General features: G+C 69.9%; 16 protein-coding genes, 2 tRNA genes and 1 riboswitch. Of the genes, 9 read left to right on the top strand and 9 right to left on the bottom strand.

Annotated elements, in window-relative coordinates:
- Position 1: 1 nt before the first annotated feature.
- From ACEXOR_RS05095 to msrA, 3 genes are all read right to left on the bottom strand, one after another.
- Positions 2-523 (bottom strand): DUF6993 domain-containing protein, encoded by a 522-nt coding sequence (locus ACEXOR_RS05095; protein WP_374848311.1) that lies wholly within the window; start codon positions 521-523, stop codon positions 2-4.
- A 107-nt stretch (positions 524-630) separates the two neighbouring features.
- On the bottom strand, positions 631-1,161 hold the full coding sequence (locus ACEXOR_RS05090) for a single-stranded DNA-binding protein (RefSeq protein ID WP_374848310.1): 531 nt from the start codon (positions 1,159-1,161) through the stop codon (positions 631-633).
- Between the two features lie 156 nt (positions 1,162-1,317).
- A complete protein-coding gene (gene msrA / locus ACEXOR_RS05085) occupies positions 1,318-1,845 on the bottom strand; it encodes a peptide-methionine (S)-S-oxide reductase MsrA (protein WP_374848309.1) in 528 nt (175 codons plus the stop codon).
- A 60-nt stretch (positions 1,846-1,905) separates the two neighbouring features.
- On the opposite strand from msrA, the gene ACEXOR_RS05080 reads away from it, so the two are divergent.
- The 3 genes from ACEXOR_RS05080 to ACEXOR_RS05070 all read left to right on the top strand — a co-directional run bounded on the left by ACEXOR_RS05080 (position 1,906) and on the right by ACEXOR_RS05070 (position 3,182).
- Positions 1,906-2,133, top strand: a complete 228-nt coding sequence (locus ACEXOR_RS05080; protein WP_374848308.1) for a hypothetical protein — start codon at positions 1,906-1,908, stop codon at positions 2,131-2,133.
- Positions 2,134-2,219: 86 nt separating this feature from the next.
- The gene (locus tag ACEXOR_RS05075) at positions 2,220-3,083 is read left to right on the top strand and encodes a hypothetical protein (RefSeq protein WP_374848307.1); all 864 of its coding nucleotides are present in this window, start codon (positions 2,220-2,222) and stop codon (positions 3,081-3,083) included.
- 26 nt (positions 3,084-3,109) lie between these two features.
- A tRNA-Arg gene (locus ACEXOR_RS05070) sits at positions 3,110-3,182 on the top strand.
- Between the two features lie 47 nt (positions 3,183-3,229).
- Here ACEXOR_RS05070 and ACEXOR_RS05065 read toward each other — a convergent pair.
- A complete protein-coding gene (locus ACEXOR_RS05065) occupies positions 3,230-3,448 on the bottom strand; it encodes an SCO4848 family membrane protein (protein ID WP_374848306.1) in 219 nt (72 codons plus the stop codon).
- Between the two features lie 40 nt (positions 3,449-3,488).
- Between ACEXOR_RS05065 and orn the strand changes: the two genes are divergently transcribed.
- From orn to ACEXOR_RS05045, 4 genes are all read left to right on the top strand, one after another.
- Positions 3,489-4,109, top strand: coding sequence for an oligoribonuclease (gene orn, locus ACEXOR_RS05060; RefSeq protein ID WP_374848305.1), 621 nt, complete (start codon positions 3,489-3,491; stop codon positions 4,107-4,109).
- 48 nt (positions 4,110-4,157) lie between these two features.
- A tRNA-His gene (locus tag ACEXOR_RS05055) sits at positions 4,158-4,233 on the top strand.
- 85 nt (positions 4,234-4,318) lie between these two features.
- Complete coding sequence (locus ACEXOR_RS05050; RefSeq protein ID WP_374848304.1) at positions 4,319-4,669, top strand: metallopeptidase family protein; 351 nt, start codon at positions 4,319-4,321, stop codon at positions 4,667-4,669.
- A gap of 59 nt (positions 4,670-4,728) precedes the next feature.
- Positions 4,729-5,979, top strand: coding sequence for a D-alanyl-D-alanine carboxypeptidase family protein (locus ACEXOR_RS05045; protein WP_374848302.1), 1,251 nt, complete (start codon positions 4,729-4,731; stop codon positions 5,977-5,979).
- 42 nt (positions 5,980-6,021) lie between these two features.
- Here ACEXOR_RS05045 and ACEXOR_RS05040 read toward each other — a convergent pair whose 3' ends face one another.
- Genes ACEXOR_RS05040 through ACEXOR_RS05025 form a run of 4 tightly spaced genes read right to left on the bottom strand, consistent with a single transcriptional unit; the run spans position 6,022 to position 9,566 of the window.
- Complete coding sequence (locus ACEXOR_RS05040; protein WP_374848301.1) at positions 6,022-6,510, bottom strand: nucleoside/nucleotide kinase family protein; 489 nt, start codon at positions 6,508-6,510, stop codon at positions 6,022-6,024.
- A gap of 7 nt (positions 6,511-6,517) precedes the next feature.
- Positions 6,518-7,300: an energy-coupling factor transporter transmembrane component T family protein gene (locus tag ACEXOR_RS05035; RefSeq protein ID WP_374848300.1), complete on the bottom strand. Its 783-nt coding sequence runs from the start codon at positions 7,298-7,300 to the stop codon at positions 6,518-6,520.
- Positions 7,297-8,925 (bottom strand): ABC transporter ATP-binding protein, encoded by a 1,629-nt coding sequence (locus tag ACEXOR_RS05030; protein ID WP_374848437.1) that lies wholly within the window; start codon positions 8,923-8,925, stop codon positions 7,297-7,299. Before ACEXOR_RS05030 ends, ACEXOR_RS05035 begins: the two co-directional genes overlap by 4 nt.
- A 5-nt stretch (positions 8,926-8,930) precedes the next feature.
- A complete protein-coding gene (locus ACEXOR_RS05025; protein ID WP_374848299.1) occupies positions 8,931-9,566 on the bottom strand; it encodes an ECF transporter S component in 636 nt (211 codons plus the stop codon).
- Between the two features lie 56 nt (positions 9,567-9,622).
- Positions 9,623-9,733, bottom strand: a riboswitch (TPP riboswitch).
- 64 nt (positions 9,734-9,797) lie between these two features.
- Here ACEXOR_RS05025 and ACEXOR_RS05020 point away from each other — a divergent pair.
- On the top strand, positions 9,798-10,745 hold the full coding sequence (locus tag ACEXOR_RS05020; RefSeq protein WP_374848298.1) for an endonuclease domain-containing protein: 948 nt from the start codon (positions 9,798-9,800) through the stop codon (positions 10,743-10,745).
- Between the two features lie 40 nt (positions 10,746-10,785).
- On the opposite strand, the gene ACEXOR_RS05015 is transcribed toward ACEXOR_RS05020, so the two are convergent.
- Positions 10,786-11,151 carry a hypothetical protein gene (locus ACEXOR_RS05015; RefSeq protein ID WP_374848297.1) on the bottom strand — a complete coding sequence of 122 codons (366 nt, stop codon included), beginning with the start codon at positions 11,149-11,151 and terminating at the stop codon, positions 10,786-10,788.
- A gap of 122 nt (positions 11,152-11,273) precedes the next feature.
- Between ACEXOR_RS05015 and glgX the strand changes: the two genes are divergently transcribed.
- Positions 11,274-13,475 carry a glycogen debranching protein GlgX gene (gene glgX, locus ACEXOR_RS05010; protein WP_374848296.1) on the top strand — a complete coding sequence of 734 codons (2,202 nt, stop codon included), beginning with the start codon at positions 11,274-11,276 and terminating at the stop codon, positions 13,473-13,475.
- Positions 13,476-13,489 lie beyond the last annotated feature (14 nt).

The following is a 13,489-nucleotide window of genomic DNA, read 5'->3' as shown; positions in this document are numbered from 1 at the left end:
CCTACCAGTCTATGGTCCGGGTCTGGCCGATCAGGCATCCGCCCGTGCCCAGCACCGGCATGACGCTGCTGGTGTACGCGCCCTGACCGTACTGACCGATCAGGCACTCGTCTTTCCAGCGCACCGAGAACTGGATCGAGTCGGCGGCCACCCCGACGGTGGTGATGTCGGGCGTGACCTGCATGGCCGCGATGTCGAAGCCCTTGCTGCGCAGGTTGCTGGTGAACTCGACTCCCCCGGCGGCCGGGTTCGAGGCGATCAGCGCCTGGTTCGTCTCGTCGAAGAAGGCCTTGTTGTCGGCGGCCGACCCGTCGGGTTTCAGCGTGCCCGTGGGAGCAGCCGCCGGTGTCGTGGGCGCGGCGCTCGTGGGAGCCGCGCTCGCCACCGGCGTGGCCGTGGGCTCCGGATCGCTCGTGCACGCCGTCAGCAGCCCGGCCAGCGCGATCGGCACCGCCACAGCCACCGCGCCCCGCCGGATCAGCTGTCGGAGTGTGCCTCGCGGCTCGCCGTTTCTCGTCTGCATCGCTCGAACAGTCCTCTCGATCGCGGTGCCCCATGCTCCGACCTGTGAAACCGTGACGAGTTTATGCGGTGCCCGACGGCCCCGCCTGGGAGAGTGCCCCGCCCCGGTCAGAACGGCACCAGGTCGGCTGCTTCGCGGCGGGCCCCCGCATCGCCCACGTCGCCCACATCGCCCGCATGGTCGGCGTCGCCGGTCTGGGTCGCCACCGGCCCCGCGGCCTCCGTCGAACCGCCCGGCCATGCTTCGGCCGAGGGCGCGTCGCCCGACCCGGCCCCGGCCGGCGGTGCCGAACGGGCGAACACCGTCGTTCCCCAACTCAAGTCGTGCCCGAGGGCCTCTGCCTCGATCTCGACCGTGGTGCCGGACTTGTCGTTGTTCTGCCAGTCGCGGATGCGGAGCCGGCCGGTGACCAGCACCCGCTGACCGAGCTTGAGGCACGACGCGGCGTTCGCCGCGAGCTGCCGGAAGGCCGTGACGGTGTACCAGTTCGTGTCGGCCTCGACCCAGCGCTTCTGCTCGCGATCGAACTTGCGCTGACTCGAAGCCAGCCGGAAGCTCGTGATCTCGAGCCCGGCGTTCGTGGTGATGTGCCTCGGTTCTGTGGCGACGACGCCGGTGAGGGTGATGAGGTCGGGCATGTCGTGCTCCTTCTGTCGGTAGCGGTCGGTGAGCCGAAGCGCCACTGGCGGCGTTCCGGTGCACCGAGTCTGCGCATCCGGAGCACACGACGAACGGGCGGGGCCTGTTCTGTGGACAGGCCCCGCCCGTTGGCGGATGTGCAGGAGGAGTGCGGGCTACGCGGCCTTGATGTACTTCGCGTAGGCCTTACGCACCTTGGTGACCTTCGGCACGGCGACGGCCATGCAGTAGCCCTGGCCCGGGTTCTTGGCGAAGAAGTCCTGGTGGTACTCCTCGGCGCGGAAGAACTCGCCCAGCGGCTCGAGCGTGGTGACGACCCCGCCGTCCCACAGCTCGTCGGCGCGCTGCAGCGCGGCCTCGAACAGGTGCTTCTGCTCGTCGCCGTCGTAGAACATGGCGGAGCGGTACTGAGTGCCCACGTCGTTGCCCTGGCGGTTGAGCTGGCGCGGGTCGTGCAGGGTGAAGAACACGTCGAGGATGATGTCGGCCGGGATGACGGCGGGGTCGAAGGTGACCGCGACGGCCTCGGCCTGACCGGTCGTACCCGTGCAGACCTCCTCGTAGGTGGGGTTCGGAACGGTGCCCCCGGTGTAGCCCGACACCACGTCGTGCACGCCTTCGAGGGTGCGGTAGACGGCGTCGAGGCACCAGAAGCAGCCTCCGGCGAGAACGAAAGTTTCCATGCCTGGATTCTACGTTCGCAGGCGGGGACGGATGTCGGTGGCCGGCCGTACCGTCGGGTCATGCCCACCACCACGCAGAGCACCACGGTCCAGGGTCCCGTCGTCCACCGCATCCGTGACGGCTACTGGCGCGTCTCGGGCGCATCCGGTGCCGTGCTCGGCTACGTGGAGGAGTCGGTCGACGGGTTCGGGGTGCTCTATCGCGCCAAGCGCCGCTACTCCTCGGGCCTGGTGGGCGACATCGGCGAGTTCTCGGCCCGCGAGGACGCGGTGGAGTGCCTGCGATGACGCGCGACATCGCGGTTCGGCAGCGATCGGGGCGACACCGGCCGGTCGCCCCGGCAGAGGGCTGACCCGGGGGTATCGTGCGGCTCATGGAATGGTGGAATGGACTCTCCGGATGGCTCGCGTCATCCGATGGTGAATACGTCGTCTCGAGCCTCGTGCTGCCCGCCGCGGCCATCATCGTGGCCGGTCTGCTGGCCGCGTGGATCGCGCACTCCTCGGTGAAGCGCCTGCTGGCCAAGCACGATCGCGAGCAGAAGGTGTCGGCCATCGCCGCCCTGATCGACGCGGCCGAGCAGGCCTCCGTGTGGAACGCCCTGTCGCCGCAGGAGCAGATCCTCTCCACCCGCGCCACCGGCCAGGCCGACATCCAGGTGCGCCTGCTGCCCATCAGGGGTTCCGACATCGCGGCCGACTGGGCGGCCCGCTGCCTCGCCGAGATGAAGCGCGAATCGGCCACCTTCGGCTACCAGATCGAGCCGGCCGTGATCGAGTTCCGCGATCGCCTGCTCGACTGGCAGCGTCGCCCCGGCCGCGAGAAGAAGCTCTTCCAGGCCGACCTCGAGCGCTGGGCCGCGGTCGACTCCTCGAAGGAGGGTGAGCTCGCCGCTCAGCAGGAGTCCTGGGTGGCGCAGCAGCACCACGAGACGTATGCCCGGCCCGACGCCGCCCAGCCCCAGGCTCCGCAGCGACCCGCCGTGGTGAACCGGCCCGCCACCCCGCTGGGCGCATCCGTTCGCCCTGACTACACGGATGTGCCGACCCAGGCCACCCCCATCCAGCCGTCGGCGCCGCTGGCTCCCACGCACGACCCCCGCCCCATCGTGCAGCAGGTGGCCTCGGGCACCGGCAGCCGCGGACTCGGTGCGCGCAAGCCCGCCACCGTGGGAGCCGCCGCCCCGACCTCGGCCACCGGCACCACCGACGACCGCACCCCGGGCCCGACGGACTGAGCCGGACGGAGTACGATTCTCTGGTCGCCCCTGTAGCTCAGTGGATAGAGCACCGGCCTTCTAATCCGTTTGTCGCTGGTTCGAATCCAGCCAGGGGCACACCGTTCGAGCCGGGGGAACGCTGGCGGGCGAACCGGTACGGCCGGTCAGGCGCCCGCCAGGGCCACGATCCCCGCGATGAGCGAGATCACCGCGATCACGAGCGAGATGCCGATCAGCACGGCGTGCACGACGAGGAATCTCGTGGGCTTGCCGTTCGCGTCGCGGGCCCGCTCGTCGCGGCTCACCCGCTTGTAGAACTGCGGCCACACGATGGCGTTCCAGGCGGCGTTGACGAACAGCAGGATGGCGAGTGTCGTAATCATCGCCGTCAGTTTACGATCAGCGCCCCTCTAGACTTCTCGCATGAGTTCTTCCTCAGACCGTCTCGTCTGGATCGACTGCGAGATGACGGGGCTCGACCTCGAGGTCGACGAACTGGTCGAGGTCGCCGTGGTCATCACCGACTTCGACCTCAATCTCGTCGACCCGGGTTTCGACGTCGTGATCAAGCCCGACGACTCCGCGCTCGCCCACATGAACGACTTCGTCACGGCGATGCACGAATCCAGCGGTCTCGCCGACGAGATCCCGAACGGCGTGAGCCTCGCCGACGCCGAGTACCAGGTGCTGGAGTACATCCTGCAGCACGTGCCCACGGCGCAGCAGGCCCCTCTCGCGGGAAACACCATCGGTACCGACCGGATGTTCCTGGCCAAGTTCATGCCGCGGGTCGACGGGCACCTGCACTACCGCAGCATCGACGTGTCCTCGATCAAGGAGCTCGCCCGGCGCTGGTTCCCTCGGGTGTACTTCAACGCCCCCGAGAAGGCGGGCGGGCACCGGGCACTGGCCGACATCCTCGAGTCCATCCGTGAGCTGGAGTACTACCGCAAGGCGGTCTTCATCCCGGAGCCCGGACCCTCGTCGGCCGAGCTCAAGACCATCTCGTCGGACGTGGTGCGCGACTTCACCTCGAAGATGTAATAGACTGTATTCCCGTTGCCTCGCGATCTCGGTCGCAGGGTGACCATGGTGGATATAGCTCAGTTGGTAGAGCGCTGGCTTGTGGTGCCGGATGTCGCGGGTTCGAGTCCCGTTATTCACCCCACTGGTGACGTGAGTCACCCACGATGGCCCGGTTCACGCCGGGCCATCGTCGTATCCGCGGCCTGGTGCCGATGCGAGGGAGCCGGATGATCGAGATGACCGCCGACGAGTTCGACGCACTCGTGTCGGACGAGCTCGACGAGCTGCCCGACGACATGCTCGACGGTCTCGACAACGTGGTGTTCGTGATCGAGGACCGGCCTGAGGACGGCTCGCTCGATCTGCTCGGCCTGTACGACGGCGTGGCCGTGACCGAGCGTGGCCAGTACGGCTTCGGGGAGATGCCCGATCGCATCATCCTGTACCGCGAGCCCCTGCTGTCGATCTGCGACGACCTCGACGAGCTGCACGACCAGGTGCACATCACCCTGGTGCACGAGATCGCGCACTACTACGGCATCGACGACGCCAAGCTGCACGAGCTCGGCTGGGGCTGACGCACGCCGAGCCGCCGGCGTTCACGGCGGGCGTCGGGCGTGCCCTCTAGCCTGGAGCCATGGCAGGTTCTCCCGGGCGCAAGGTGCTCCGCGCCGTCGTGATCATGATCGGCGCGCTCGTCATCCTCGCGGTGGGCGTCTATGGCCCCGCCACCCTCGTGGGGCCGTTGCCGCCGGCCACCGCCACGGTGGTGCAGGCGCCGGCCGACGCGGCCACCACAGCCGTCCCTGCGCTGCCGCAGACGGGCGCGAGCGCCGTCATGGCGTCGGGGTCGGATGCGGTGCTCACCTCGGGCGGCGAGGCGGCGGCCGTTCCCATCGGCGGCACCGCGAAGGTCATCACCGCGCTGGTGGTGCTCGACGCGAAGCCGCTCGCGGCCGGCGCCGCGGGCGAATCGGTGCCGATCACCCAGGAGGACTACGCCTCGTACGTGCAGTACCTCAGCGAGCGGGCCCGCGCCATCTCGTTCATCGCCGGCGAGACCTGGTCGCAGCGCGAGATGCTGCAGGCCATGCTGCTCGGCTCCAGCAACAACCACGCGGATGCGCTGGCCAGGTGGGCCTTCGGCTCGATCGACGGCTACCTCGCGGCCGCGCAGGCCTGGCTCACCGAGAAGGGCCTCACCAGCGTTCAGCTCGTCGACACCAACGGGCTCGCCGAGGGCGACGTGGGCACGGCGTCCGACCTCGCCCGCATCGCCTCGCTCGCGATGGCCGATCCGGCGATCGCCGAGATCATGGCCAGCAGCGACGCCCGCGTGAACGGCAACCGGCCGGTCGAGAACCTGGCGAAGTACGCCACCGATCAGGGCTACACGGGGCTCTCACGCAGCTACACCGACGAGGCGGGGGTGTGCTTCCTGTTCGCCCTCGACGTCACCACCGACGCCGGGTCGGTCACCCTGGTGGGAGCATTCCTGCGCGAACCCGATTGGGAGACGCTCGACGCCGATCTGGCCGCGCTGGCGTCCACGGCGGCCACCACCATCCGCTCGACGCCGGTGGTGACCGAGGGGCAGAGCTACGTGACCTACACCACCGACTGGGGTGAGTCGGCGAACGGCGTGGCCATGGGCACCGAGAGCCGGCTGCTCTGGGTGACCACTCCCCTGGAGTACCAGGTCGACGCCAAGACCCTGAGCACCGGGTCGCGAGGCGAACAGGTGGGCAGCGTCACCGTGACGACCCCCGACGGCCCGCTCAACGTGCTGCTCGAACTCGACGGGCGCATCGGTGACCCGGGGCCGTTCTGGAGGCTGACGCATCCGGTGCCGGTGATCGAGGCGTTCATCGACTCGCGGTTCGGCTGAGCGCGGCGGGGCCCGGCTCGAACCGTCTGGGCGCAGCCCACCTCAGGTGGGCACCACCATGGTCGCGACCTCCCGTGGACGCTCCCGCGCCACGAAGGCCCGCCACTGCGCGTCCCATCGGTCCCACTCGCGGGCGTACAGCTCACCGTCACGCTCCAGGGCGCGCCGTTTGCGCTCGACGTCATCGGTCTCCACCCACACGGTGAGATCGGCGAGCGCCGCGTTCTGCCGGCTGAGCGCGCCGCAGCCCTCGACGATCAGGGGCCGGCCGGGGTCGATCCCGGTCCACTCCGCGGGTTCGTCCCGCGCCCAGTCCCAACGCTGCCAGCGGGCGGGGAGCCCGCTCCGCAGCGGGAGCAGCAGGTTCTCGTGCACGTGGGTGCTCGCCTGCTCGAGCCCGTCCCAGCCCGGGTAGATGTCGTCGAGGTGCACGAGGGTGGGCAGGTCGTCGCCCACCCAGCCCCGTCTCATCCGGAGGGCCAGTGCGGTCTTGCCGGAGCCGCTCGGGCCGTCGATCAGGATGATGGTCATCGGGCCCCTATCCCAGCACGAAGTTCACGGAGCCGGTGGCGACGGAGATCGACAGGGCCGCGGCCCCGATGACGAATCCGATACCCATGAGCACCCAGTCGCGGGCGCGGAAGGTCGACGGGCGGGCCCACGTGCGCGTCGTGCTGCCGCCGAAGCCGCGCGCCTCCATCGCCGTGGCGAGCTTGCTGCCCCGGCGCAACGACAGCACGAGCAGAGCGAAGGCCTGGTTCGCGAAGCGACGCAGCCGGCCCGTGTCGCCGATGCCCCTGGCCCGGCGGGCGAGCTCGAGCTGCCGCCAGTCGTCGAGGAACAGCCCCACCAGGCGGAGGGCCGCCAGCGCGCCCAGCACGAACCGGCTGGGCAGGTGCAGCACCTGGGCCAGACCGTCGGCGAGATCGGTGGGGTCGACGGTGGCGAACAGCACCACGGCCGGCAGCCCGATGGCGAGGATGCGCAGGGTGGAGGCCAGCGCGAGCTGCACCGAGCCCTCGGTGATGTGGATGAGGCCGAACTCGAAGAAGGCGTGTCCCGACGGCAGCCCGTAGAGCACCGTGGTGATTCCGGCGAGCGGGGCGGCGATCCACACCGCGGCCGTGCGCCGGAAGAAGGCGCTCGCAGTCAGCCCGGCCCAGATGAACAGCACGCTCTCCAGCGCCAGCGCCACGGCGGCCGACACCCAGTCGACGGTCACGAGCAGGAACACACTGAGCAGAAGCGAGGCCGCGAGCTTCGCCACGGGGTTCACGGCGAAGATGCGGCCCGAGCCGCGCACCGGGGTGAGGATGCTCATCGGCGCACCGCAGCATCCGTTGCGGGGTGCACGACGAGCTCGACGTCGGCGAGCGCGTCGATGAACGCGCGGTCGTGGGTGACGGCCACCACCGCGGTGCCGCGGTCGAGTTGCTCGCCGAGCAGGCGTACCAGCTCGGCCCAGGTGCGGGAGTCCTGGCCGAACGTGGGCTCGTCGAGGATGAGCACCTTGGGTCGCGCCACGAGCACCGAGGCCACCGACAGGCGCCGCTTCTCACCGCCCGAGAGCGTGTAGGGGTTGGCGGCGAGCAGTCCGTCGAGCCGCAGTCGCCCGGCGGTCTCGGCGACCCGCGCCGCGATCTCGGCCTCGTCGAGCTTCAGCGCCTTCAGCGCCACCTCGAGCTCGCCGCGCACCGTCGACGACACGAACTGGTGCTCGGGGTCTTGGAACACCGTGCCGATTCGGGTGAGCAACTCCCGCGACGGCCAGTCGAACGGATGCGCGCCGAGCGGCCGGCCGCGGACTCCCGAACGGCGGCGGGCGTCACGCACGGCTCGGCGGTGGCGCCGCAGGTCGGCTCCGGCGAGCGGCAGGTAGGCGGCGGACTCGGCCGGCGACGGGTCGCCGGTGAGTGCGGGCAGGGCGCTCAACCGTCCGCCGACCGGCTCGATCAACCCGGCCAGCGTCAGGGCGAGCGTCGACTTGCCCGCACCGTTCGGTCCGGTGAGCGCGAGCGCGGAGGCCTCTCTGACGTCGACGTCGAGGTGGCGCGCGGCGACGGATGCGGGGGTTCGGCTGACGGCGAGGTCGCGCGTCGAGAGAAGGCCGGCAGAGACATCCGGAGCCCCTGTCTGCACGGTGGGGTGACGCGCGGGCTCGCCGCCGAGCGGGTCGATGCCCGGAACCCAGACACCGCCGCGGGCGAGCTCCTCGCCGCGCTCCCGCAACACGGTCGCGGGGTCGCCGTCGGCGAGCACTCCCCCGCCGGGCTCGAGCACGATCACGCGGTCGACGACGTCGAGCCACACATCGACGCGATGCTCGATCACCACGAAGGTCGCGTCGGAGGCGCGCACGACCCCGGCCACCGCATCCCGCACCTCGGCCACGCCGACCGGGTCGAGATTGGCGGTCGGCTCGTCGAGCAGCACCACCGAGGGCTGCATGGCGAGCACCCCGGCGAGCGCCACCCGCTGCTTCTGGCCCCCGGAGAGCGCGGAGGTGGGGCGGTCCAGCGGCAGGTCGAGGCCCACCGCGTCGAGCGCGGTCTGCACCCGCCGCCAGATCTCGTCGCGCGGAACGCCGAGGTTCTCGCAGCCGAACGCCACGTCGTCGCCGAGGCGGGCGAGGGCCACCTGGGAGTCTGGGTCCTGCAGCACGAGGCCGGTGCGGCCGCGCACGCGTTCGGGCGGCAGGCCGCCCACGGTGATCGAGCCTTCCTGCTCGCCCTCGTCTGCACCGCCGAGCACGCCCGCGAAGGCGTGCACCAGGGTGGACTTGCCGGCACCCGAGGCACCGAGCAGCAGCACCCGCTCGCCGGGGCGGATGACGAGGTCGAGACCCCGCACCGCCCACGACGAGCGACCCGCGTGCCGCCAGCCCCAGTTCTCCGCGCGGAGCTCGGCCGCATCCGTCACGGGGCCCGCCGCCTCGTTCGGCGTCACGCGGGTCACGCCCGTGCCGTCACCTCGCGGCCGGCGGCGAAGCGGTTGAGGGCACCCGTTCGCGCCAACGCTCGCATGATGAGCCACGACAGCAGGCCGGCGATCACCGAGGCGCCGACGACGGCCGCGACCACGTAGATGGTCTTGAAGTCGCCGCCGAGCTGCGGGTACCAGAGCACGATGTCGTTGATGCCCATGGCGAGACCGGCGCCCGCGCCGGCGAGCACGGCCACGTACACGCGGTAGTTGGAGTAGAGGAACAGGGCGAAGACGATCTCGGCGCCCAGGCCCTGGACCAGCCCAGCCTCGATGGTGAGGAAGCCGCCCCACTGGGTGCCGACGAGCGCCGACACCACGGCCGCGACCACCTCGGTGTAGATGGCGGCGCCGGGCTTGCGGATGATGAGGCCGCCGAGAACCCCGGCGAACAGCCACACACCGCCGATGAGCGACTGGATGCCGGGCAGGAACGCCTCGAGACCGGCGCTGAGCGGCGAGTAGGTGAGGTTCCAGACCCAGAAGATCAGGCCGGCCGCGACGCCGATGACGCTCGCGATGACGATGTCGACCACCCGCCAGCGGAGGTTCGGGCGCCGGGTGGCGCTGGTCGCGGGTGCGATGTCGTTGATGGTGGAATGCACTGGACGTGCCCTTTCATTCGGTGGAAGGGGCACGGGTCGACGACGGAGCAGAAGCCCGAGCGTCTTGAGATGCCTCCCTGCGCTGGCATGATCCAGATCAGGTTCGACGGTCGAAGGTTGAGAACCTTCCTCTCAGCCCGGCTCACCGGACTCCCGTGTACGGCCAGTATAGGCACTCCCGCGTCTGTGGATAACTGCCGCGGGCCCTGTTCCTGCCGCAGACTGTCGCGCATGCCGCGCCGCATCGACCTCCCGCCCCACCTCAGGGGCAGTGCGTTCTCCGTGTCCGACGGTGCCGCGGCGGGGGTGGGTGCCAAGCGGATGCGCGGAGCCGATCTCGTCAGCCCGTTCCCGGGAGTCCGTCTGTCGGCATCCGTGGCGACGGAGTTCGATGCCCGGTGCCGCGCGTACCTGCTACGGATGCGGGCCTGCGAGGTGTTCTCGCACGTCACCGCCGCGCGCCTGTGGGGTATCCCACTGCCCGCGGAGTGGTCGACCGACGAGCCGCTGCACGTCGCGGTGCCCGCTCCCTGGCGGGCGTCCCGCGGCGCTGCCGTGCGCGGGCACCAACTCGCGGAGATCGATCTGCAGCGGGGGCGGATCTCCGGGTTGCCGGTGATCGACCCCGTCTCGTGCTGGCTTCAGCTCGGCCGGACGCTGAGCATCGATGACCTCGTCGTGGCGGGTGATTACCTCGTGCGGGTCGCTCCGATGCAGCGCGGAGCCCGTCGGCCGTTCGCGACGATCGAGCAGCTCTCGCTCAGGGCCTCTCGTTCCACGAGCAGAGGTGTGGCACGCGCCCGGACGGCGTTGCCCCTGGTGCGACAGGGGTCTGACTCGCCGCAGGAGACGCGGCTTCGCCTGGCACTGGTGCGGGCAGGACTGCCCGAGCCCGACCTGAACGTGGAGATCAGAGCCGTGGACGGCCGATTCGTGGCGCGGGTCGACATGCTCTACCGGGGCGCCCGCGTGGTGGTGGAATACGACGGGGACCAGCACCGTACGGATTCGCGGCAGTACGACCGCGACATCCGGAGGACCGACGAGCTCTACTCACTCGGCTACCGCGTCGTGCGACTCCGCGCACGACAGCTCGTGGGGCCGACCCCGCTCGCGATCGCACTCGTGCGCGACGCCCTGGCCGGACATGCGATCGACTTGCCGCCATTCGCCCTATAACTCGACTTTTAGGGCGGATGGCGGCAAGTGGATGCGTTGGCTACTTCTTGAGGGCGCGGATGACGCGGGAGAGGGCGTGGCCCGTGGTCCAGACGAGGGGGATGCAGACCGCGGCCAGCGCGATGATGTTGGGCTGGAAGACCGCGCGGCCGCCCTCGGTGACGTAGGCGCCGATGGGGATGGTGGCGCCCCCGCCCCCGAAGCCCTCGCCGCCCGCGTCGCCGGCCGCGATGCGCTCGGTGACGGTGCCCGGGGATGACGCGTTGCCGGTGCCGCCGCCGAACCCCGACCAAGCCAGGGCGACCGGCACGATCGTCTTGCCGTCGACCTCGACCGGAGCGCCGTAGGCGGCGTCGATGCCGAGCTTCTTGAGGGAGTCGGTCAGGGATTCCACGAGGTCAGCCATGGCCCCAACGCTACCGGCTCCCCTGCGGTGGGGATAGGGCCGGATGTGGAGGCTCAGGCAGAACCCGGTACGGTAAGGCCCGGTACACCGCACGACGTCACAGCACAATCGAGGGAGTCCAGATGCAGTCCTGGCCAGGATCGGCCTATCCACTGGGGGCCACCTACGACGGGAGCGGCACCAATTTCGCGCTGTTCAGCGAGTCGGCCCAGAAGGTGGAGCTCTGCCTCTTCGACGACGCCGGAATCGAGACGCGGGTGGAGCTCACCGAGGTCGACGCCTACGTCTGGCACGCCTACCTTCCGCAGATCCAGCCGGGTCAGCGCTACGGCTACCGGGTGTACGGCGAATACGACCCCAAGTCGGGCCAGCGCAGCAACCCCAACAAGCTGCTGCTCGACCCGTACGCCAAGGCGACCGCCGGCACGATCGACTGGGATCAGTCGCTCTTCTCCTACACCTTCGGCGACCCCGACTCGATCAACGACGAGGACAGCGCACCCCACATGACGCTCGGCGTCGTGATCAATCCGTTCTTCGACTGGTCGGGCGACCGCAAGCTCGGCATCCCGTACAACGAGTCGGTGATCTACGAGGCCCACGTGAAGGGCCTCACCGAACTGCACCCGGCGATTCCCGAGGAGCAGCGCGGCACCTACGCGGCGGTGGCGCATCCGGCCATCATCGACCACCTGAAGAAGCTCGGCGTGACCGCCATCGAGCTGATGCCCGTGCACCAGTTCGTGAACGACAGCGTTCTGATCGACAAGGGCCTCAGCAACTACTGGGGCTACAACACGATCGGGTTCTTCGCCCCGCACAACCTCTACTCCTCCACCGGCGACCGCGGTCAGCAGGTGCAGGAGTTCAAGGGCATGGTGAAGTCGCTGCATGCGGCGGGCATCGAGGTCATCCTCGACGTGGTGTACAACCACACCGCCGAGGGCAACCACCTGGGCCCCACCCTCAGCTTCCGCGGCATCGACAACGGGGCCTACTACCGCCTCGTCGAGGACGACCTGCGGTACTACATGGACTACACCGGCACCGGCAACACCCTGAACGTGCGCCACCCGCACGCGCTGCAGCTCATCATGGACTCGCTGCGCTACTGGGTCACCGAGATGCACGTCGACGGGTTCCGCTTCGACCTCGCCAGCGCGCTCGCCCGCGAGTTCTACGACGTCGACCGCCTCTCCACCTTCTTCGAGCTCGTGCAGCAGGACCCGGTGGTCTCGCAGGTGAAGCTCATCGCCGAGCCGTGGGACGTGGGCCCCGGCGGCTACCAGGTGGGCAACTTCCCGCCTCAGTGGACGGAGTGGAACGGGAAGTACCGCGACACCGTGCGTGACTTCTGGCGCGGCGAGCCCAGCACCCTGGGCGAGTTCGCGAGCCGTTTCACCGGCAGCGCCGACCTCTACGAGCACTCCGGCCGCCGCCCGGTGGCGAGCATCAACTTCGTCACCGCCCACGACGGCTTCACCCTGCGCGACCTCGTGTCGTACAACGAGAAGCACAACGAGGCCAACGGCGAGGACAACAACGACGGCGAATCGCACAACCGCTCCTGGAACTGCGGCGTCGAGGGCCCGACCGAAGACCCGAAGGTGCTGGGCCTGCGCGCCCGGCAGCAGCGCAACTTCATCGCCACCCTGCTGCTCAGCCAGGGCGTTCCGATGCTGCTGCACGGCGACGAGCTCGGCCGCACGCAGCTCGGCAACAACAACACCTACGCGCAGGACTCGCCGCTGACCTGGATCCACTGGGACCAGGAGGACCAGCCGCTGATCGACTTCACCGCCGCCGTGCTGAGGCTGCGGAAGGAGCACCCCACGTTCCGCCGCAGCCGCTTCTTCGACGGCCGCCCGGTGAAGCGCGGAGCGGGTGAACCCCTGCCCGACATCGTCTGGCTCGCCGCGGATGCGACCGAGATGTCGCCGGAGGACTGGGACTCCGGGCTGTCGCGCTCGGTGGGCCTGTTCCTGAACGGGCAGGGCATCCGGGGCCGCGATCCGCGGGGCCAGCCGCTCAGCGACGTGAACTTCCTGCTCTACTTCAACGCGCACGACGAGGACGAGCAGTTCACCCTGCCCTCCGAGGAGTACTCCGACAGCTGGGACGCCGTGATCGACACCGCCGGCGAGGCGGCGGATTCCCAGGTGTTCACCGCTGGCGGCCAGGTCAACGTCAGGGCACGATCGATGGTAGTGCTGCGCGTCCACCAGGAGCCCGAGACGGAGCCCGACCACTCGGTCGCCGCCTCGCTGACGGCTCAGGCCGACTCGACGACGCAGGCCATCCCCATCGTTCCCACCGTGGTCTAGCCCACGGTGGGCCG

The sequence above is a fragment of the Herbiconiux liangxiaofengii genome, assembly GCF_041927335.1.
Lineage (GTDB): Bacteria > Actinomycetota > Actinomycetes > Actinomycetales > Microbacteriaceae > Herbiconiux > Herbiconiux liangxiaofengii.
This window is presented reverse-complemented; position numbering and strand designations above follow the sequence as displayed.

What these genes read in the sequence shown, in the direction of transcription:
- ACEXOR_RS05080 (WP_374848308.1), top strand. Translation starts at nt 1,906, where the DNA reads ATGCCCACCACCACGCAGAGCACCACGGTCCAGGGTCCCGTCGTCCAC.
- msrA (WP_374848309.1), bottom strand. Translation starts at nt 1,845, where the DNA reads ATGGAAACTTTCGTTCTCGCCGGAGGCTGCTTCTGGTGCCTCGACGCC.
- ACEXOR_RS05020 (WP_374848298.1), top strand. Translation starts at nt 9,798, where the DNA reads ATGCCGCGCCGCATCGACCTCCCGCCCCACCTCAGGGGCAGTGCGTTC.
- ACEXOR_RS05040 (WP_374848301.1), bottom strand. Translation starts at nt 6,510, where the DNA reads ATGACCATCATCCTGATCGACGGCCCGAGCGGCTCCGGCAAGACCGCA.
- ACEXOR_RS05015 (WP_374848297.1), bottom strand. Translation starts at nt 11,151, where the DNA reads ATGGCTGACCTCGTGGAATCCCTGACCGACTCCCTCAAGAAGCTCGGC.
- ACEXOR_RS05045 (WP_374848302.1), top strand. Translation starts at nt 4,729, where the DNA reads ATGGCAGGTTCTCCCGGGCGCAAGGTGCTCCGCGCCGTCGTGATCATG.
- ACEXOR_RS05090 (WP_374848310.1), bottom strand. Translation starts at nt 1,161, where the DNA reads ATGCCCGACCTCATCACCCTCACCGGCGTCGTCGCCACAGAACCGAGG.
- ACEXOR_RS05095 (WP_374848311.1), bottom strand. Translation starts at nt 523, where the DNA reads ATGCAGACGAGAAACGGCGAGCCGCGAGGCACACTCCGACAGCTGATC.
- glgX (WP_374848296.1), top strand. Translation starts at nt 11,274, where the DNA reads ATGCAGTCCTGGCCAGGATCGGCCTATCCACTGGGGGCCACCTACGAC.
- ACEXOR_RS05050 (WP_374848304.1), top strand. Translation starts at nt 4,319, where the DNA reads ATGATCGAGATGACCGCCGACGAGTTCGACGCACTCGTGTCGGACGAG.
- orn (WP_374848305.1), top strand. Translation starts at nt 3,489, where the DNA reads ATGAGTTCTTCCTCAGACCGTCTCGTCTGGATCGACTGCGAGATGACG.
- ACEXOR_RS05075 (WP_374848307.1), top strand. Translation starts at nt 2,220, where the DNA reads ATGGAATGGTGGAATGGACTCTCCGGATGGCTCGCGTCATCCGATGGT.
- ACEXOR_RS05065 (WP_374848306.1), bottom strand. Translation starts at nt 3,448, where the DNA reads ATGATTACGACACTCGCCATCCTGCTGTTCGTCAACGCCGCCTGGAAC.
- ACEXOR_RS05035 (WP_374848300.1), bottom strand. Translation starts at nt 7,300, where the DNA reads ATGAGCATCCTCACCCCGGTGCGCGGCTCGGGCCGCATCTTCGCCGTG.